Annotated in this window: 17 protein-coding genes; 11 read left to right on the top strand and 6 right to left on the bottom strand. The window is 68.8% G+C overall.

Annotated elements, in window-relative coordinates:
* Window positions 1–75 precede the first annotated feature (75 nt).
* From MWM45_RS08990 to MWM45_RS08980, 3 genes are all read right to left on the bottom strand, one after another.
* Entirely contained in the window at window positions 76–294 is a 219-nt protein-coding gene (locus MWM45_RS08990; RefSeq protein WP_247826160.1) for a hypothetical protein, read from the bottom strand.
* A gap of 229 nt (window positions 295–523) precedes the next feature.
* Window positions 524–1,660 (bottom strand): lycopene cyclase family protein, encoded by a 1,137-nt coding sequence (locus MWM45_RS08985; RefSeq protein WP_247826159.1) that lies wholly within the window; start codon window positions 1,658–1,660, stop codon window positions 524–526.
* Between the two features lie 83 nt (window positions 1,661–1,743).
* Window positions 1,744–2,238, bottom strand: coding sequence for a universal stress protein (locus MWM45_RS08980; protein ID WP_247826158.1), 495 nt, complete (start codon window positions 2,236–2,238; stop codon window positions 1,744–1,746).
* Between the two features lie 539 nt (window positions 2,239–2,777).
* Here MWM45_RS08980 and MWM45_RS08975 point away from each other — a divergent pair.
* From MWM45_RS08975 to MWM45_RS08965, 3 genes are all read left to right on the top strand, one after another.
* Window positions 2,778–2,954 carry a CsbD family protein gene (locus MWM45_RS08975; RefSeq protein ID WP_247826157.1) on the top strand — a complete coding sequence of 59 codons (177 nt, stop codon included), beginning with the start codon at window positions 2,778–2,780 and terminating at the stop codon, window positions 2,952–2,954.
* Window positions 2,955–3,057: 103 nt separating this feature from the next.
* Window positions 3,058–4,113: a PDDEXK nuclease domain-containing protein gene (locus MWM45_RS08970; protein ID WP_247826156.1), complete on the top strand. Its 1,056-nt coding sequence runs from the start codon at window positions 3,058–3,060 to the stop codon at window positions 4,111–4,113.
* Between the two features lie 898 nt (window positions 4,114–5,011).
* A complete protein-coding gene (locus tag MWM45_RS08965) occupies window positions 5,012–5,212 on the top strand; it encodes an AsnC family protein (RefSeq protein WP_247826155.1) in 201 nt (66 codons plus the stop codon).
* A 67-nt stretch (window positions 5,213–5,279) separates the two neighbouring features.
* Here the strand turns inward: MWM45_RS08965 and MWM45_RS08960 are convergent, their stop codons facing one another.
* A complete protein-coding gene (locus MWM45_RS08960) occupies window positions 5,280–6,041 on the bottom strand; it encodes an alpha/beta fold hydrolase (RefSeq protein WP_247826154.1) in 762 nt (253 codons plus the stop codon).
* 425 nt (window positions 6,042–6,466) lie between these two features.
* Between MWM45_RS08960 and cls the strand changes: the two genes are divergently transcribed.
* The 4 genes from cls to MWM45_RS08940 all read left to right on the top strand — a co-directional run bounded on the left by cls (window position 6,467) and on the right by MWM45_RS08940 (window position 10,144).
* Entirely contained in the window at window positions 6,467–7,951 is a 1,485-nt protein-coding gene (cls, locus tag MWM45_RS08955; RefSeq protein ID WP_247826153.1) for a cardiolipin synthase, read from the top strand.
* 112 nt (window positions 7,952–8,063) lie between these two features.
* A complete protein-coding gene (locus MWM45_RS08950; RefSeq protein WP_247826152.1) occupies window positions 8,064–8,282 on the top strand; it encodes a hypothetical protein in 219 nt (72 codons plus the stop codon).
* Between the two features lie 11 nt (window positions 8,283–8,293).
* Window positions 8,294–8,758, top strand: a complete 465-nt coding sequence (locus MWM45_RS08945) for a hypothetical protein (protein ID WP_247826151.1) — start codon at window positions 8,294–8,296, stop codon at window positions 8,756–8,758.
* Window positions 8,759–8,842: 84 nt separating this feature from the next.
* Window positions 8,843–10,144 carry an alpha/beta hydrolase gene (locus MWM45_RS08940; protein WP_247826150.1) on the top strand — a complete coding sequence of 434 codons (1,302 nt, stop codon included), beginning with the start codon at window positions 8,843–8,845 and terminating at the stop codon, window positions 10,142–10,144.
* Here the strand turns inward: MWM45_RS08940 and MWM45_RS08935 are convergent.
* Window positions 10,134–12,521, bottom strand: a complete 2,388-nt coding sequence (locus MWM45_RS08935) for an ATP-binding cassette domain-containing protein (protein ID WP_247826149.1) — start codon at window positions 12,519–12,521, stop codon at window positions 10,134–10,136. The genes MWM45_RS08940 and MWM45_RS08935 overlap by 11 nt on opposite strands.
* Before the next feature lie 166 nt (window positions 12,522–12,687).
* Between MWM45_RS08935 and MWM45_RS08930 the strand changes: the two genes are divergently transcribed.
* Window positions 12,688–13,344 carry a peptide deformylase gene (locus tag MWM45_RS08930; protein WP_247826148.1) on the top strand — a complete coding sequence of 219 codons (657 nt, stop codon included), beginning with the start codon at window positions 12,688–12,690 and terminating at the stop codon, window positions 13,342–13,344.
* Between the two features lie 19 nt (window positions 13,345–13,363).
* Here the strand turns inward: MWM45_RS08930 and MWM45_RS08925 are convergent, their stop codons facing one another.
* Window positions 13,364–15,409 (bottom strand): S9 family peptidase, encoded by a 2,046-nt coding sequence (locus MWM45_RS08925; RefSeq protein ID WP_247826147.1) that lies wholly within the window; start codon window positions 15,407–15,409, stop codon window positions 13,364–13,366.
* A gap of 72 nt (window positions 15,410–15,481) precedes the next feature.
* Between MWM45_RS08925 and MWM45_RS08920 the strand changes: the two genes are divergently transcribed.
* From MWM45_RS08920 to MWM45_RS08910, 3 genes are all read left to right on the top strand, one after another.
* Window positions 15,482–16,372, top strand: coding sequence for a putative RNA methyltransferase (locus tag MWM45_RS08920; protein WP_247826146.1), 891 nt, complete (start codon window positions 15,482–15,484; stop codon window positions 16,370–16,372).
* A gap of 103 nt (window positions 16,373–16,475) precedes the next feature.
* The gene (locus MWM45_RS08915) at window positions 16,476–16,952 is read left to right on the top strand and encodes an NfeD family protein (protein WP_043445380.1); all 477 of its coding nucleotides are present in this window, start codon (window positions 16,476–16,478) and stop codon (window positions 16,950–16,952) included.
* Between the two features lie 72 nt (window positions 16,953–17,024).
* On the top strand, window positions 17,025–17,957 hold the full coding sequence (locus MWM45_RS08910; protein WP_247826145.1) for an SPFH domain-containing protein: 933 nt from the start codon (window positions 17,025–17,027) through the stop codon (window positions 17,955–17,957).
* The last annotated feature ends 159 nt before the right edge of the window (window positions 17,958–18,116 follow it).

The raw sequence follows: 18,116 nt of genomic DNA, 5'->3' as shown, positions 1-18,116 counted from the left end.
GGCGGGCGTCCTCCGTGGTGGTGCCTGGATGAGGTAGGAGCAGCCCTCACACCGGCACGGGCGCGAGCTTCTGGGTCACTCCTTGGAGGGGAGCGGGTGTGTTTCCCGATATTTCTGGATGTGCAGGGCGAGCTTCCGCTCTGCTTCCCGCCGACGCTCCATGAGGCGTTTGAGGTCGGATCCGCTGGGCCTGAGACCGATGGTCCTGAACGTGTCGTCTTCGGTGGAGGGATCGAGGTGGATCGGGGGTGTTGCGGGCATTGGTGGGGCGATCGGGCGCTCTGTCGAGCTCATTCATCTGTCCTTTGTTCGCTCGTGAAGTGGTTGCCGACCGGCGGATGCTTCCCGTGTGCTTCCTGCCGGCGTCGCACGACGACCACTCCCGAAAGGGTTGCGTCCCAGTGTCCTGCGAGGCGGGACGGCCCTGTAGGGACTTTCGTCACCATTGCGGCCACCACCGCGTCGTTGAGGACAGCACGAGGCGCACTGCGCGATCCGACAGGAGGCCGGACGCGTCCGGGAGTCACAGCCAGAGGCGCGGGCGCAGGAGCATCCGGACCGGCATGGCTCCGAGGAGCTCGCGTTCCTGCAGCGGGGTGGTGCGTTCGTCGAGGAAGTCGAGGATCAGATCGACGTCCAGCGCTGCGAATGCGGCCCTCATGAAGCGGACTGCCGCTTCGGGGTCGTGCAGCCACATCCCGAGGACGGGCTTGTCGTAGAAGTGGAAGCGGCGCGACGGCTCGGGGCTGCGTGGCGATCCTGTCGCGGCGAACGACGACGCGACACGCTCGGCCTGGTGGAGTATGCGGGTGAAGCCGTACCCGGTCGTGGCCTTGATGATCCCGGAGGCCGTACCCACATACAGGTGCCGTCCCCGCGACGCCTGGCGATGCAGGCCGAGCGGGATCGCACCCCGTTGAACGGTCAGCGTGGAGAAGTCCGTCACTCCGCAGGTGCTGCGCAGATACTCCGAGGCCGCCGTTTCGAAGGGCCCACCCATGGCTGGTGTATCGCCGCGCGTGATTCTCGTCGTCTCCACGAAGGCTTCGCGTGCGGACACCGGCAGGAGGCAATGGAAGCGGGCAGGGTGCTCGCCGTCGCCCGACCTGAAGTCCATGAAGGTGGCCACCGCCGGGTCGAAGGAGTCGCGCACGGTCCGGACCTGTCTGATCTCGCCGGTCATGAGCAGGGGAGGGGCCACTCCGGACGGAGGGGCGGTGCTGTCGCAACAGTGCGAGGCCGTGAAGGATCGGCCGTCGGTGAGGGTCACCGCGACCCGGTCCCCTCTGGCATGGATCCGGGCGGCGTGAGCGTCGAGCCGCGTGATGCGCGGATCGGCATCGATCACCTGATCCAGGGAGCGGAAGATCCTCTGTGAGGAGGTCAGGGACAGCGTGTGGCGATCGAGTGACAGCCTGCGCAATCCTGTGGCTGTATCGACCGCGAGCGTCGTGTAGCTCGCTGACGGGGTCAGGTGCAGGGGCAGCACGCCGTCGTACCAGTAGACGATGGCACGGTGCTGGTAGTGGCGGCTGTCGTCGACGAGGAGGATCCGCGCGTCATCCAGACCCGGTTGCCTGCTGAGGAAATAGGCGAGGCTCCGTCCGGCGAGACCACCGCCGGCGAGGATGATGTCGAAGTCCGCCGGTTCACGACTCACGGGGGCCGGTGTCCGCGCTCACCCGGCAGGCCACGCGTGCGTCAGGACGCAGCGGCGACGCCGGGGGAGCGGTGGCACATCCTTCAAGCGTCTGCGTCTTCGGCCACTTTGCCGGCTGCCGGCTTGTTCTCCGACGCCGGTTCTTCAGCCACGTGAGGAATCACGAGGACGGGACAGTGGGCGTGCGAGACGCAACTGGCGCTCACGGACCCCAGGAGCAGCCCCCGGAATGTTCCGTGACCTCTCCGGCCCACGATGAGCAGGGCGGCATCGCGGGAGGCCTGAACGAGCGCCTTGCCGGGATGGGCGAAGACCACCGTGGTCTCGAGGCCGTTCGGGACGTTCCCTCCGTAGGCCTTCGTGACGGCGTGCTCCAGATGGATCTTCGCGGCGTCGGCGAACTCACTGGTGCCGAGCGGAACGTACCCGGGGTACTCGGCCGGGTAGTCCCATGCCGCGACCGCCAGGATCGTCGCGTCGAAGGCGGGGGCCAGCCGCTGGGCGTAACGCAACGCCTCGACGGACTGCTGCGAACCATCGACGCCGACGACGATTCGCGGGGCGGCTGCTGTGCTCATGGAGTGTCTCCTCAGGCTTGCTGCGATCAGGTGGTCCTGCTGCCTGAAGCGTGCCCACCGGCCGCAATGGACGATAGGGCCTTTCGTCCTATGAGGAGTGGGGGGGGCCATGCTACAAGGCCGGAGGATCGCGCCGGCGGTGGGATGCACGCCTGAATCAGGGACCAAAGACCCTGATGGGGTCGGAGGTTCCCAGCAACAATTGCCGGGTGACCTGCATCTCATCGGACAACGCGGATCGTCCAGGCCGTAATGCGAGCCCCAAGCACAGTCTGGTGCGGGAGTTCGTGGCGCGGACATGTGAAGGAGTCCCGCATCGCCGGTGAAAGGATCACATGGCAGCACCAGCCGGCAAGCACCAGGTGACGTCCCGAGGGGTCCAGGACCAATTTGCGCGTCGCATTCCTGCGCGACCGCGAACCGGCAGGTTCAGGGGCCACTCATCGTCACGGAACGGGCAAGCATCCAGCCCCGGCCTGCGCCGCGAAAGGCTCTGCCTGCCGATAGGCGGCGGGGCCTGCACGCCGAAGGAGAACTCGATGAGTCTGGGCGACAAGATCAAGAATGCAGCGAAGAAGCTTTCAGGCAGGGCCAAGGAAGCCACGGGCAGGGCAACAGGAAACGAGCGACTCGAGACGGAGGGAAAAAGGGATCAGGTCAAGGCGGACCTGAGGCAGGCGGCCGAGAAGGTGAGGGACGCCTTCCGGAAGCGCTGACGGCCGAGCGGGGGGCGACCCCGCATGAGGCCGTTCGGACCGCCCGTCAGGCGATCCTCAGCGCGTGGAAAGGGACGCCCACGCGTCCGACTAGGGTTGTTTCATGCCTCAGCTCGAGCCCGACCTTCCCGAAGATTACGCCGTCGCCTTCACGGCTCTGAAGGCGCTGGTCCGGGAAGCCCAGCATCATGCGCAGCGTGTCGTGAATACCGCGATGATCGAGCTGTACTGGAACATCGGGCGGTCCATCTTGGAGAGGCAGGCGGACGAACCGTGGGGGAGTAGGGTCCTAAACCGTCTGGCGCAGGACCTGAAGGCGGAGTTCCCGCACATGAGGGGTTTCTCCCGGACGAACCTGTACAACATGCGTGCCTTCGCAGCGGCATGGGACACCTCGACACCGATTGTCCAGACGCCGTCTGGACAATTGAGCTGGAGCCACAACGTCACCCTTCTGAACAAGGTGGACAACCACGAGCTACGCACCTGGTACGCACTACGTGCCGCCCAGCATGGCTGGTCCGTGGCCGTGCTGGAACACCAGATCCTCACCAATCTCCACGCTCGGGTAGGTGCAGCACCGAACAACCTCGAAGCGCGGCTGCCCAGCGAAGGCACAGACCTGGCACGGGAAGTGGCCAAGGACCCCTTGGTGCTCGACTTCCTCGGCTTGACCGAGGAAGCCCAGGAACACGCCATCGAGGAGGCGATGACCCTGCGGATGGCCCAGACCCTGGCCGAGTTCGGACCGGGCTTCGCGTTCGTCGGGCGTCAACATCACCTGAACATCGACGGCGACGACTTCTACATCGACCTGCTGCTCTACCACGTTCCCTCCGACCGTTACGTGGTCGTGGAGCTCAAGGCCGGCAAGTTCAAACCGGAGAACCTGGGCCAGCTCAATTTCTACGTCGCAGCCGTCAACGACATCCTGCGACTCTCACGGCAAGCGCCGACTGTCGGTATCCTCGTGTGCGGGTCCAAGAGCGACCGAGTCGTACGCTATGCACTCGAGGGCTCCACACAACCCCTGGCCGTCACGTCCTACACGTACGAAGCACTTCCGGCCGACGAGCGAGCTTCCCTGCCATCGCCGGCCGCCATCACCGCTGCACTGGAGCACGAACAACCAGATGCTCCCGAATCACGGAATTCCTGATCGACGGAGGTGATACTGACCCGACGAATGCACGGGCCAGTGCAGGGCTCACCTTTCGACGGCCCGGGACCAGGCGCCCGGCAACCCGGCCGAGGGGGAGTCGTATCACCGGGTCCAGGGCCGCAGATCCTGCAACGGAACATCTTTTAGTTGACATAATGTAGATTATCGGCGAAATAACCAGGTCGCCCGAGCGGGGGTTCCGAACCTCCGATCAACCGGTCCCGTCAGCCATGACGCGCTCACCTCGCCTGTCGCCGACGTCTCGTTCGGCGTCCGCATTCGAGACGGCCCGAGCGCCACTCGACCTACGAGCTTTCACCGACTGGCCACTGCCACGCCGGGCTTCCACCGGTGGATGCCAGTCACGAACGTCGGGACCCAGAAACCAGGACGCAAGGCGGCGGTGCTTGTCTTTCCACTGATCGTTCGTGCGTCACGACGCCTACGGGAACCCATCGGTGATCATCGATGGTCGCCCGACGTCAGGATGATCCCGCCCAGCATGCAGTGTTCGACTTCCAGCAGGTCACACATCCGTTTACTGCGGCACAGACGATCAAAACCACGGCGTTTGTTATCCATACGGATGCACCGAATTCGGGCGTCCGGTCGAACCCCACCATGTATGTACCCATATTTCGTTGGTGTAGCAGTGTGCGCCGAGGACGTACACCTCCCCCATCGGATGACGCGGATCGCGGAAAGGTCCGCATGCGCCCGCGTAGCGATGTCAGCGTCCGTCGACGTCGAGGAGGCCCCGGGCGGCCGCGATGCCGGCAGTAGAGGCTTTGCATCATTGCACCGTGGGCGGAACCGATTCCCGGCACTCCGATCGGACGCCCCATTGTGTCCGTCTCCAGTCGTCAACTATCATTGACGAATGGAGGTGGACAGGATGAAGACGCTTGTCGGATCGATGGATGGCAAGGGGCCGGCGGAAGCGCTGAGGATCGTCGCCGAGCTTCAGCGGGAGGTGGCGCGCAGCGAGGCCGGGCTTGTCCGCAGTGCCCGCCAGTCCGGGCTGTCCTGGGAGGCCATCGCACAGAGCCTCGGGGTGTCCAAACAGGCCGTCCACAAGAGGTACGGCCGGCAGTAGTCCTGCCGATCCCCGCGTCGCAGTGGATCGGCCCGGTCACGCCGTCGGGTTGCGAGCCCTCCGCCAGCTACCGAGTTGGTGGTCTGTGGTGCGGATGGAGAGTCCCGCGGTGAATCTCGTAGGAGTGGGAGTGCCCGGGCTCATCGGGATCGTCGACGATCGGTTGATCTGCCATGAACTGGCGGATGACATGGGCCAGTTCGCCGGGGTTGCTGAAGTTGATCGCGTGCGCCGCCCCTTCGATGATCACCACGAGGACATGGTTGTCCGTGTTGCTCGCGACCTCGCGAATCCGGTCAGGGTTCGGCATCAGCGGATCCCTGTCGCCGATGACCACCAGGGTCGGGACCTTCAAGGCCAGCAGGCGATCGAGGGACGGGTACCGGGTGAGGGCGCGGAACATCCTGACGGTGCTGGGGACACCGAACCTGAGGTAGTCCGGGGCTGCCACGCGGATCATCCCGACCGGCTCGCGTGTGCCGTCGCGGGCGAGTTGCCGCACGGCGCGCCGTAGCGGCTGGTTGTTCACTCCCCCGGCCGGCGAGACGAGGACCGCCCGGTCCAGACGCTCGGGATAGCGGTAGGCGAACTCGCAGATGACCGGACAGCCCATCGAATTGCCGACGAGCGTGGCGGACGTGACCTGACGGTCGTCGAGGAACCTGGCGGCCGCGTGCGCGAGATCCGGCACGTCGAGAGGGTCGATCGGCTTGCCGCTGCGTCCGAACCCTGGAAGGTCGGGAACAAGGGTGTGGAATTCGTCGCTGAGACGTTCCGCCGTCGGCAGGAGGTACCGCCCGGACAGGCCGAAGCCGTGGACGTGCATCATGACGGGTGCATCGGGCGGGGCGGGCGATTCCCGGTAGAAGACGTGGACCCCGTCGACCGTCGTCCACCGTTCCGCCAGTGCCGAGGCCGCACGCCTGGGCAGTCGGCGTCCCCGACGCTGGAACCTGGGTTGGCCTGGCACGTTGGTCGTCACGTCGCCTCCGGGGGTGAGGGAAGGGCGGAAGGGTCTCGAGGGTCGGCACGGAACCGTGCGCGGCAGTCACGGCAGCGGGAAGCACCCGGCCCGGCGCAGCCCGGGTGCCCTTCTCCTCGCGGATCGCCGGCCATCATGCGTCGACGGTACCGCCCGGGCAGGCGCCCCACGTCATTCCCCGAGGGTGATGTGTAAGGCGGGGCACCGCTCTACCGTGGTCCGATGACCCCCCGACGGCGATACCTCATCACTGACCGCGTAAGGGCAGACTGATGGATCCGGTACTCAGCACGAACCTCGCGTGGATCATCGGGGTGCTCACACACCTCGTCGTCTGCGTCGCCGCGCTCATCGTCATCCCCAAGCGGCGCAAGCCCACGGCGGCAATGGCGTGGATTCTCACCATCGTGATGCTCCCGGTCATCGGCGTGGTGCTCTACCTGGTCATCGGCTCGCCCAAACTCCCGAAGCGACGCCGTGCGGAACAGGACCGCATCACCGCCCTGATCGCTGCCGCTGCTGAAGGACTTGACCTGACCCCGCAACGGGACAGCTGGCCGGAGTGGTTCACCAATGTCACCCGACAGAACCAGTTGCTCGGCGGCATCCCGGTCGTCGGCGGCAACACCGGCACTCTCCTGGGCGAGTATCGGCAATCCATCCAGTCCATGGCCGCGGAGATCGACACGGCGGAGCGGTTCGTGCACGTGGAATTCTTCGTCGTGTCCTTCGATGACACGACGAAAAGTTTTTTCGCAGCCATGGAAGCCGCCGTCGGCCGTGGCGTGACGGTGCGCCTGCTCGCCGACCATGTCTCCTCCGCGAGGATCGCGCACAGCAAGGAGACCTTCGCTGAACTCGACCGCATCGGCGTGCACTGGAGCTACATGCTGCCGGTGATGCCCTTCAAGGGCAAGTATCAACGGCCCGACCTCCGCAACCACCGGAAGCTCGTGGTGGTGGACGGGCGGGTGGGCTTCATGGGCTCCCAGAACCTGATCGATCGCAGCTACAACGCTCCGAAGAACATCAAACGCGGCCTGCAGTGGCAGGAGCTGGTGACGCGGCTCGAGGGACCGGTGGTGACGAGCCTGAACGCCGTGTTCCTCTCCGACTGGCTGACCGAGACCGGGGAGCAACTCGACCCGGCGTCGCCGACCGCGAATCTGCCTATTCGCTCTGCCGTCTTCGACCGGTCCCCGGATGCGATCGAATGTCAGGTGGTGCCGAGCGGTCCGTCCTACGAGACCGAGAACAATCTGCGCCTGTTCCTGTCCTTGCTGTACGGGGCGTCGAAACGAGCGATCATCACGAGCCCCTACTTCGTCCCCGATGAGGCGATGATGTACGCCATCACCTCAGCCTGCCAGCGCGGCCTCGACGTCCAGCTCTTCGTCTCGGAGATCGGCGATCAGGGTCCGGTGTTCCATGCCCAGCGTTCCTACTACGGAGAGCTCCTCGACGCCGGTGTGCGGATCTTCAGATACCCGGCGCCGTACATCCTGCATGCGAAGCATGTGTCGATCGACGACGACATCGCGGTCATCGGGTCCAGCAACATGGACATCCGTTCCTTCAACCTGGATCTCGAGGTCTCACTGCTGGTGCGCGGTCGCGTCTTCGTGCAACGGATGCGCGACGTCGAGGAGCACTACCGATCGGTCTCCAGCGAGTTGACCCGTGAAGAGTGGGCGCGGGAGCCGCTCTCGTCGACCTCCCTGGACGGCGTTGCGCGGCTGACGTCGGCCCTGGAGTAGCAGGCGGCCACTCGACGGCTACTCCCCCGTTCCGCTCCGGCGAATTCCCCGACCAGTATCCGCCTCATCAACAAGCGTTGACAGATCCGTACTATCAACTTATGTTGATGCCATGGACCTCACCTCGACGCCTCCTCCCGACAGGCCGGCGGACGCTCTCGCCGCTGTCGTCGCCCTCCGGCGCCTCGCCGCGTCGCTCGAGCGGTCCGCGGTCGACGAGGCCCTGGCCCAGGGATGGACGTGGGCCCAGATCGGTGCCGCGCTGAACCTCAGTGCACAGGCGGCACACAAGAGACTCTCCCCCGGCCGTCGCCGACCCTCCAACGACTGAACAGGATCATCATGGGCATCAGAACCGCAGTCTCCGACGTCTCCTTCATGAAGTCGCTCTTCACCGCCGCAGAACGCGTCGCGCATGAACTGGGAGACCCGGTGATGGGCGCCGAACACCTGGTCATCGCCGCGCTGGACCGCGAGGACCTCGACCGCTCCGACCTCGCCTCCCTCCCGCTCGATGCGCCGCGGTTCCGCGACGCGGTCATCGCCGTGCATGCCGAGGCCCTGGGATCCCTCGGCCTCGCAGGAACCAGCACTCCCATCGACGACCACCCGCGGGGCGTCCTGCACAGCACTGCATCCGCCCAGGCGGTCTTCCAGGACGCACGAAAGCGCGCCCGGGAGCGGCGAGCGACACTGCGCGCCGTCGATATCGTCGCGGCGGCCGCACATCTCGAATACGGGACCACGGCACGGGCCATCGACCGTCTCGGGATCAGGCGGGCCGAGCTGGAGGCCCTCGCCCGCTGATGCGCGGTTGGGAGCCGCGTACGCCTCGGGGATGACATGCGCGGGACGACGCAGGTCGCGGGGCCCGGTACGTACACTCGGGCGATGGACGGAGATCCCCTGATGGCCTCGCACCCTCCCGGTCCACCACGGACGGGGCGCCTCGGCCGCCTGGTGGCCGGCGCGTCGGGTGCGGGTCTCTTCATCGCCCTGGTGCTGGCGGCCGCTCCCTTCATCCCGGCGACGGAAAGCGGCGTGACGGGAGCCCTGCTGCTGGGCTTCGCGTCCGGGTGGGCTCTGGTGGCCGTCCTGTCGGTGAGATTCTCCGACCAGCCGCAGCGGTGGACCGCGGTCCCGGCGGTGTTCATGGGCCTGGGCGGTCTGCTCCTGGTCCTGTTCGGAGACCCGATGCGGGAGGTGCTCGCCTGGCTGTGGCCCCCTGCCCTGCTGGCGCTCATGATGTGGGCGGCCGTGAGGATCCGCCGGCAGCTCCGGAGCAGGGCTGTTCGGGCGCTGCTCTACCCCGTGATCGTGCTGCTGGTCCTCGCGTCACTGACCGGCGGGTACGAGACCGTGCGGGGCGCCGTTCGCGCAGGGAGCACCCCCGGGCAGGGCCGGCTGATCGACGTCGGCGGTCACCGCCTGTACCTGCACTGCACCGGGTCCGGTGGGCCCACCGTGGTGATCGAACCGGGCGCGGGCCTGACGTCGTCGGACCTGGCCCCGATCTCCCCCGCCGTGGCCCGCGAGACCCGGGTCTGCGTCTACGACCGGGCGGGGCGGGGGTGGAGCGACCCCTCCGACGTCCCGCAGGACGGCGCGCGGATCGCCGCCGACCTGCATACGCTGCTGCGGCGCGGCGACGAGCCCGGGCCCTACGTGCTGGCAGGCCATTCCTTCGGGGGCCTGTACGCCCTCACCTTCGCCGCCCGGTACCCCGAGGAGGTGGCCGGGCTGGTGCTGATCGATTCGACCGCGCCGGCAGCGGACCCGACGCCCGGCCCTCCTCCCGCGGCGGATCCCGATGACACGATGCAGCGGATCTCCGCGCTCGTCGTCGCCGGAGGACGGCTCGGCCTCGGCCGGCTCCTCGGAGTGGCGTCGGCCGACCACCTGCAGAGCACCGTCGACGAGTACCTCCTCGCCGGGTTCTCGGTGGATCAGGCTGCAGCCCTGCGGACCTTCGATGACAAGCCCCTGGTCGTGCTGTCCGCGGGCAGAGGGGCGAGGCCGGGGTGGGCGGCCTCGCAGGACGCCCTCGCCGCGCTGTCGAGCAACTCGCTGCACCGCGTCGTCGGCGGGGCGACGCACGGCTCGCTGATCGACGACGACCACGACGCCGCGGAGACCGCTCGGGCGATCCTCGACGCCGTCTCCGCGGTCCGCGAGCGCGACGCTAGGCCTTGACGTACTCCGCCAGGTGCCGCCCGGTGAGGGTCGGCCGGGCGGCGACGAGGTCGGCCGGCGTGCCCTCGAAGACGATCGTGCCGCCGTCGTGGCCGGCCCCCGGGCCCAGGTCGATGATCCAGTCCGCGTGCGCCATGACGGCCTGGTGGTGCTCGATGACGATGACGGACTTCCCGGCGTCCACCAGGCGGTCCAGCAGGCCCAGCAGGTTCTCGACGTCGGCGAGGTGCAGCCCCGCGGTGGGCTCGTCCAGGACCAGGATGCCGCCCTTCTCGCCCATGTGGGTGGCGAGCTTCAGGCGCTGGCGCTCGCCGCCCGACAGCGTGGTCAGCGGCTGTCCGAGGCTCAGGTACCCCAGCCCGACGTCGGACAGCCGGTGGAGGATCGCCGCGGCGGCGGGCACCTTCGACGCGCCGGCCCCGAAGAACGCGGCGGCGTCGGAGACAGGCATCGACAGGACCTCGCTGATGTCCTTGCCGCCCAGCGTGTATTCGAGTACTTCGGCCAGGAACCGCTTGCCGTCGCAGACCTCGCAGGTCGTCGCGACGCCCGCCATCATGGCGAGGTCCGTGAAGATGACCCCCGCGCCGTTGCAGGTGGGGCATGCGCCCGCGGAGTTGGCACTGAACAGGGCAGGCTTCACGCCGTTGGCCTTGGCGAACGCCTTGCGGATGGGCTCGAGCATCCCGGTGTACGTGGCCGGGTTGCTGCGGCGCGAGCCCTTGATGGCCGCCTGGTCCACGGCGACCACGCCGTCCCGCCCGGAGACCGAGCCGTGGATGAGCGTGCTCTTGCCGGATCCCGCCACTCCCGTGACGACGCACAGGACGCCCAGCGGGATGTCGACGTCGACGTCGCGCACGTTGTGCGCCGTCGCCCCGCGGATCTCCAGCACGCCGTGCCGCGGCCTCACCGCGGACTTCAGCGCGGCGCGGTCGTCGAGGTGGCGCCCCGTGAGGGTGCCGCTGCGGCGCAGACCCTCCAGGGACCCCTCGAAGCAGACGCTCCCTCCGGCCGTGCCGGCGCCCGGGCCGAGGTCGACGACGTGGTCGGCGATCGCGATCATCTCGGGCTTGTGCTCGACCACCAGCACCGTGTTGCCCTTGTCCCGCAGGCGCAGCAGCAGGTCGTTCATCCGCTGGATGTCGTGCGGGTGCAGGCCGATCGTCGGCTCGTCGAAGACGTACGTGACGTCCGTGAGCGAGGACCCGAGATGACGGATCATCTTGGTCCGCTGGGACTCGCCCCCGGAGAGCGTGCCGGACGGTCGGTCGAGGCTGAGGTAGCCGAGCCCGATCTCCACGAAGGAGTCGAGGGTCTCCCCCAGCGCCGACAGCAGCGGCGCGACCGACGGTTCGTCGAGCCCCCGCACCCAGGCGGCGAGGTCGCTGATCTGGAGGGCGCACGCATCGGCGATGCTGATCCCGCCGATCTTCGAGGATCGGGCGGCCTCGCTCAGCCGGGTGCCGTGGCACGCCGGGCACCGGGTGAAGGTGATGGCACGGTCCACGAACGCGCGGATGTGCGGCTGCATGGACTCACGGTCCTTGGACAGCATCGACTTCTGGATCTTCGGGACCAGGCCCTCGTACGTGATGTTGATGCCGTCGACCTTGATCTTGGTCGGTTCCTTGTAGAGCAGGTCCTTCAACTCGCGCTCGGTGAACTCGCGGATGGGCTTGTCCGCGTCGAAGAATCCGCAGCCGCCGTAGATCCTCCCGTACCAGCCCTCCATGCTGTACCCGGGGATGGTCAGTGCTCCCCCGGTGAGGGACTTGCTGTCGTCGTAGAGCTGGGTGAGGTCCACGTCCGTCACGGATCCCATCCCCTCGCAGCGCGGGCACATCCCCCCGGTCACGGTGAAGCTGCGGCGCTCCTTGACGGTGGTGCCGCCACGTTCCATCGTGACGGCGCCGGCCCCGCTGATGGAGGCGACGTTGAAGGAGAAGGCCTGCGGTGAGCCGATCTGCGGCTGTCCCAGCCGGGAGAACACGATGCGCAGCATGGCATTGACGTCGGTGGCGGTCCCCACCGTGGACCGGGGATTGGCACCCATGCGCTCCTGGTCGACGATGATCGCCGTGGTCAGGCCCTCGAGCACGTCGACGTCGGGCCGGGCGAGCGTGGGCATGAAGCCCTGCAGGAACGCGCTGTACGTCTCGTTGATCATCCGCTGCGACTCGGCCGCGATGGTCCCGAACACCAGGGAGCTCTTGCCGGAGCCGGACACCCCGGTGAAGACCGAGAGCCGCCGCTTCGGGAGCTCGATCGTGATGTCCTTCAGGTTGTTCTCCCGAGCACCGCGGACCCGGATGAGGTCGTGGCTGTCCGCCGCATGCGCAGCAGCATGCTCGACGTCGGTCGTGGTGGTGCTCATGGTGCCTCCGATGTCCGGGTGACCACGCGTGCCACCCCAGTACCCCTGCCGAACGCCGCGTCATCGGGACGGGCCCGGGCGGCACCTCCGATTCTCGGTCCTCCCCGGGCCCCGGGGCAATGGGGCGGGCACCCGTTCGTGTCCGCGTCTGTGCTTTGCTGGAGGGATGACCGCCGATGCCCTGCAGACCCATGCCGCCGTCCCGCTGCCGCCGGAGGTGATCGCAGCCCACGTCGGGTCCGTGCTCGCCGCGGACCTCCCGCCGATCGTCGCCGCGGGCCACCCGGTCCTGCGCCGTCCGGCGCAGGACTACGACGGGCAGCTCGACGACGAAACCCTGGCGCGGCTGATCGACACGATGCGCCGGGTCATGCACGCAGCGCCGGGCGTGGGCCTCGCCGCCCCGCAGATCGGCATCCCCCTGCGGATCGCCGTCCTCGAGGACCAGGGGGCCGCCGACCCGGTGGTCGCCGCGGCGCGATCCCGAGGCCCGCTGCCCTTCACGGTGCTCATCAACCCGCGCTACACGGCCGCGGAGGACGGGCGTGATGCGTTCTACGAGGGCTGCCTCTCCGTGCCCGGCTACCAGGCCGTCGTCGAACGCCCCCACCGCATCGAGGCGACGTACACGGAGCCGGACGGGCGCACCGTCACCGCGGGGTTCGAGGGCTGGCCGGCGCGGATCGTCCAGCACGAGACCGATCACCTCGACGGGATGCTCTACCTCGACCGGGCCATCCTGCGCTCGCTCACCGCCGACGAGGAGCACCCCCGGTGGGCCCAGCCGACGATCGACGAGGCGCGGCGGGGCCTCGGCTTCTGACCCCGCCGCGCACGCGCTCCTACCCTGCGCCGACGGCCGAGGGGTTCGCCGTCGTGGGCAGGTACTTCGCCCACCAGCGGAGGATGTGCTCGAAGCGCTGCCTGCGGTGCCACGGCGACCCCGACCGGGACAGTTCGTGCGTCTCCCCCGGGAACACGAGCAGCTCCGTCTCCACACCCTGCTTCTTCAGGGCCGTGTAGTACCGCTGGGCCTGCTCGATCGGGCAGCGCAGGTCCTCCTCGGAGTGGATGACGAACGCGGGCGTCCGCACGTCGGCGATCCTCGCGAACGGGTTCTGCCCGGCGACGTGCGCCGGATCGGTGCCGGTGTACTCCTCCGAGAAGAACCAGCCGATGTCGGACGAGCCCACGAACGACGGCGGATCGAGGTAGCCCCGCTCGACGATGGCCGCCCGGAAGCGGTGATCGTTGGCGATGGTCCATGCCGTCAGATAGCCGCCGTAGGAGCCGCCCATGACGCCGAGCCGCTCGCTGTCCAGGGCGTCGAAGTCGGCGAGCGCGCCGTCGACGTAGGCGAGGACGTCGTCGAGGTCCACGGTGCCCATGGCCTCCTTGATCACGCGCGCATGGGCCTGGCCGTAGCCGGAGGCGCCGCGCGGGTTGCACAGCAGGACGGCGTAGCCGGCTGCCGCGTACACCTGGGCCTCGTCGAAGTACCCCCAGCCGTACTGGGCGAACGGTCCGCCATGGATGACGAGGAGCACCGGGTGCGGTCCCTCCCCCTCGGGCAGGACCACCCACCCGTGCACGGGGGTGCCGTCGGGTGCGGTGTAGGTGCGTTCCTGCAGCTCACCGACGCGCGTGTCGGCGCGCAGGGCGGCCGAGAAGTCGGACACGGTGCGCAGGGAGCCCCCCTCGACGACGGCGACGTCGCCGGAGGTCGAGGGGTCGGTGTAGGAGACGACGACGGCGCTGCCGGCCGACGCGGCCCCGGTGACGACGGTGGGCCCGGTGACGAGGGTGCCGGACACCCCGTCGGCGGAGACGCGGAGGAGCTCACCCCTCCCGCGGGTGCGGTTGAACACGAGCACGGAGTCGGGGCCGTCCGGCAGGATCTCCTGGACGTCGCCGAAGTCGATGGTCTCCGGATCGGTGAGGCGCCGGACACCCCGGGGGTCCGCCAGCGGCAGGACGTACAGGGCCGTGTTGCGGGCCACGAAGTCCAGGCCCGACGGCGAGAGGTCCGAGGCGAGGAAGAACAGCGAGGCGCCGTCGGCGCTCGGGCGCGGCGCCGCGCAGCCGAGGCGCGTGTTCCCGCCCAGGTTCGTGAGCTGCCGGGAATCCCCACCGTCGAGGTCGATCGAGTGGACGTCGGTCACGAGGGTCGAGTCGGCGTCCGGCTGGAGTGCCGCGGTGAAGAAGATCCGGCGGCCGTCCGCGGAGAAGGCGGGCTCCACGTGGTCGGCGTCGGCCGTGGTCAGCTGGGTCGCCTTCGGGACGGCGCCTTCCTCCTCGAGGGCGCCCGGTCCGTCCGTGTGCTGCTGCTTCAGGCGGCCGACCGCCGCAACGAAGGGCTCCGCGTCCACATCGGGTAGCGTCACCGTGAACAGCTGCGAGCGCTTGTCCGTGACGTAGCCGAGGCCGTTCATCCGGTACTTGTACTGCGTGACCAGGCGGGGGTCCTCCAGCCCGGCGTCGACGCCGTCGAGCGTCCCGTAGCGCCCGTGCTCGGGCACCCGCGCGGCGAAGACCACTGTCCGCGAGTCGGGGGAGATGTCGAAGCGGGCCACGCCGAGGGGCTGGTCCGTCACCTGGACGGGTTCCCCTCCTGAGGCACGGACGGCGAACAGCTGGGGCTTGCCGCCCGGCGCGGCGCGGAGGAACAGGAGGACCTCGCCGTCGGGCGAGTAGCGCGGTGCGGTGTCACGGAAGCCGCGGGTCAGGCGACGGCGGGACCCGCCGTCGAGCGTGACCTCCCACAGTTGGCCGACGTACGCGTCGGCGCGGAGGTCGGGGCGGGTGGCAGCGACGACGAGGCGCGTGCCGTCCGGATGGAGGGTCGGAGCGCCGGTGGTGGTCAGGAGTTCTATCTGGTCAGGTTTCACCCTCCCGATCAGACCCGAAATAGTGGCCTGAGTCAACGGGTAACGGGCTGTGTCCCTGCCTAGGATGGAACGATGCCCGCACTCCCCCAGCATCTCCTCACCTGCCCGGTCTGCGCGCTCGCGCTGCAGGACGTGGGCCGCGCCCTGGCCTGCGAGGGCGGGCACCGCTTCGACGCGGCACGCCAGGGTTACGTCAACCTGCTGACGGGCAGGGGCTCCCCGTTCGAGGGTGACACGGCCGGGATGGTCGAGGCGCGGGAGGCGTTCCTCGGCTCGGGCCACTACGCGCCACTGCGCGAGGCGGTGGTCGCGGCCGCCCTGCGGGATGCGCAGGCGCCCGCGGTGGCGCTCGATGCCGGCGCGGGGACCGGGTACTACCTGGAGGGCCTCGCCGCAGCGGTGCCCGGCGTCGTCGCGGTCGCTCTCGACATCTCCAAGGTCGCCCTCCGCCGCGCGGCGCGGCGCCTCCCGGGCGGCGTCAGCATCGTCTGGGACGTCTGGCGGACGCTTCCCGTGGCCGACGCATCGGTGGACGTGCTGCTCAACGTGTTCGCGCCGCGGAACGCCGGCGAGTTCGTGCGGGTGCTGGCACCGGGTGGCCGCCTGGTGGTGGTCACCCCTCGGCCGGGCCACCTCGCCGGCCTCGAGGAGGTGGGGCCGCTCCTGTCCGTGCCGCCGCAGAAGGCCGACGACGTGCGGGCCGCCTTCGACGGCGCCCTCGTGGAGACCGGTCGGGAGGACCTCGACTACACGATGTCCCTGCCCTGGGACCTCGCACGGTCGGCGCTCGTGATGGGCCCCGCTGCGCGCCACCCGGGGGCGGAGGGCACGACGACGGCCACCGGGCCTAATACCCCGCTGGAGGTCACCGCGCGCTTCACCGTGCAGGTGCTCACCCGTCCCGGCCGGTCCCCGCGCGGTCCCGGGCGCCCTCCGGTTCCCGCTGACGGCACGGATGGGTAACAACTCCGGCGTCGGTGCCACCGGGCCCTAGGTTATGGCGGGCCCTTTTGCCATGATGGGAGTAGCGCCCGCATCAGGCGTGCCACATGAAGGGGGTTGCTCGATGGACTGGATGATCGCCAACGGCTGGATCCTGTGGCTGGCACTGTTCCTGGTACTGGCCATCGTGGAGACCCTCACCCTCGACCTGCTCTTCATCATGCTCGCCGTCGGTGCGCTCGCCGCCCTGGTGGCCGACTTCGTCGGCGCGGGACCGGTCCTGCAGATCGTCGTCTTCGCCGTGGTGTCCCTCCTCATGATCCTGCTCGTCCGGCCCGTGGCGGTACGCCACCTCAAGAGGGGCCCGGCCGACCAGCTGAACAACATCGACCGCCTCGTGGGTGCCGCGGCCATCGCACTCGAGCCCGTGACGGCGCACTCCGGCACGGTCAAGATCGGCGGCGACACCTGGACGGCCCGGTCGGCCGACGGCGCTTCCCTGCCGGCCGGCACCCGCCTCGCCGTCGCGCGGATCGACGGGGCCACGGCCGTCGTCGAGCCCGCGCTCGAGCGCCCCAGCCCTCCGGTCGCCGAACTGTGACCGCGCGCCGCTAGCTGTCCCGCTCTCCGGCCGGTCGGCCGGGCGGAGCGCACCCACCACCGAAGGGGATACATGAACGCCTCCGCAGGAACGATCGGGCTCACCCTCGTACTGATCGTCCTCATCATCTTCGTCCTGGTCATCCTCGTGAAGTCCGTGCGGATCATCCCGCAGGCGCGCGCGGGGGTGGTCGAGCGTCTCGGCAAGTATCAGCGGACGCTGAATCCCGGGCTCACGATCCTGATCCCGTTCGTCGACAGGCTGCTGCCGTTGCTCGACCTGCGTGAGCAGGTGGTCTCCTTCCCGCCGCAGCCGGTGATCACCGAGGACAACCTCGTGGTGTCCATCGATACCGTGGTGTACTTCCAGGTCACCGACCCCCGCGCGGCCACCTACGAGATCGCCAACTACATCCAGGCCGTCGAGCAGCTGACGACGACGACCCTCCGGAACGTGGTCGGCGGGCTGAACCTCGAGGAGGCCCTGACCTCGCGCGACCAGATCAACGGCCAGCTCCGCGGCGTCCTCGACGAGGCGACGGGCCGGTGGGGCATCAGGGTGGGACGCGTGGAACTCAAGGCGATCGACCCGCCCCACTCCATCCAGGACTCCATGGAGAAGCAGATGCGCGCCGAGCGTGACCGCCGCGCGGCCATCCTCACCGCGGAGGGCACCAAGCAGTCCCAGATCCTCACCGCGGAGGGCCAGCGCCAGGCAGCGATCCTCGCAGCCGAGGGTGACGCGAAGGCGGCGATCCTCCGGGCGGACGGCGAGGCCCAGGCCATCCACAAGGTGTTCGACGCCATCCACAAGGGGAATCCGACGCAGAAGCTCCTCGCCTACCAGTACTTGCAGACCCTCCCCAAGCTCGCCGACGGGTCCGCGAACAAGCTGTGGATCATCCCGAGCGAGGTCGGCGAGGCCCTGAAGGGCATCGGCAGCGTCCTGGGCACCACCACGCCCGATTCGCCGTCCGACGGGCCGGAGCTGACAACCCGCACCTGAGCGGGCCCCTGTATAGTTAGCTGTTTACCCGTGCGCCCCGAAGGAACAACTCCGGGGTGCGCGGTGTTATGACAGACAGCTTCCGCGTCGCCTCCCGGCGGCGCATCCGGCCCGTGCAGGCGGCACGGGCGGGCCGATACGTCCGGTGGAACAACAGCG

Origin of the sequence: Arthrobacter antioxidans (assembly GCF_023100725.1) — a bacterium.
GTDB lineage: Bacteria > Actinomycetota > Actinomycetes > Actinomycetales > Micrococcaceae > Arthrobacter_D > Arthrobacter_D antioxidans.
Note: the sequence above shows the minus strand (reverse complement) of the source record. Positions and strands in the feature narration are given on the sequence as shown.

Coding starts and splice junctions, on each gene's coding strand:
- MWM45_RS08990 (WP_247826160.1), bottom strand. CDS start 294: ATGAGCTCGACAGAGCGCCCGATCGCCCCACCAATGCCCGCAACACCC.
- MWM45_RS08980 (WP_247826158.1), bottom strand. CDS start 2,238: ATGAGCACAGCAGCCGCCCCGCGAATCGTCGTCGGCGTCGATGGTTCG.
- MWM45_RS08975 (WP_247826157.1), top strand. CDS start 2,778: ATGAGTCTGGGCGACAAGATCAAGAATGCAGCGAAGAAGCTTTCAGGC.
- MWM45_RS08970 (WP_247826156.1), top strand. CDS start 3,058: ATGCCTCAGCTCGAGCCCGACCTTCCCGAAGATTACGCCGTCGCCTTC.
- MWM45_RS08965 (WP_247826155.1), top strand. CDS start 5,012: ATGAAGACGCTTGTCGGATCGATGGATGGCAAGGGGCCGGCGGAAGCG.
- MWM45_RS08960 (WP_247826154.1), bottom strand. CDS start 6,041: ATGATGCACGTCCACGGCTTCGGCCTGTCCGGGCGGTACCTCCTGCCG.
- cls (WP_247826153.1), top strand. CDS start 6,467: ATGGATCCGGTACTCAGCACGAACCTCGCGTGGATCATCGGGGTGCTC.
- MWM45_RS08950 (WP_247826152.1), top strand. CDS start 8,064: ATGGACCTCACCTCGACGCCTCCTCCCGACAGGCCGGCGGACGCTCTC.
- MWM45_RS08945 (WP_247826151.1), top strand. CDS start 8,294: ATGGGCATCAGAACCGCAGTCTCCGACGTCTCCTTCATGAAGTCGCTC.
- MWM45_RS08940 (WP_247826150.1), top strand. CDS start 8,843: ATGGACGGAGATCCCCTGATGGCCTCGCACCCTCCCGGTCCACCACGG.
- MWM45_RS08935 (WP_247826149.1), bottom strand. CDS start 12,521: ATGAGCACCACCACGACCGACGTCGAGCATGCTGCTGCGCATGCGGCG.
- MWM45_RS08930 (WP_247826148.1), top strand. CDS start 12,688: ATGACCGCCGATGCCCTGCAGACCCATGCCGCCGTCCCGCTGCCGCCG.
- MWM45_RS08920 (WP_247826146.1), top strand. CDS start 15,482: ATGCCCGCACTCCCCCAGCATCTCCTCACCTGCCCGGTCTGCGCGCTC.
- MWM45_RS08915 (WP_043445380.1), top strand. CDS start 16,476: ATGGACTGGATGATCGCCAACGGCTGGATCCTGTGGCTGGCACTGTTC.
- MWM45_RS08910 (WP_247826145.1), top strand. CDS start 17,025: ATGAACGCCTCCGCAGGAACGATCGGGCTCACCCTCGTACTGATCGTC.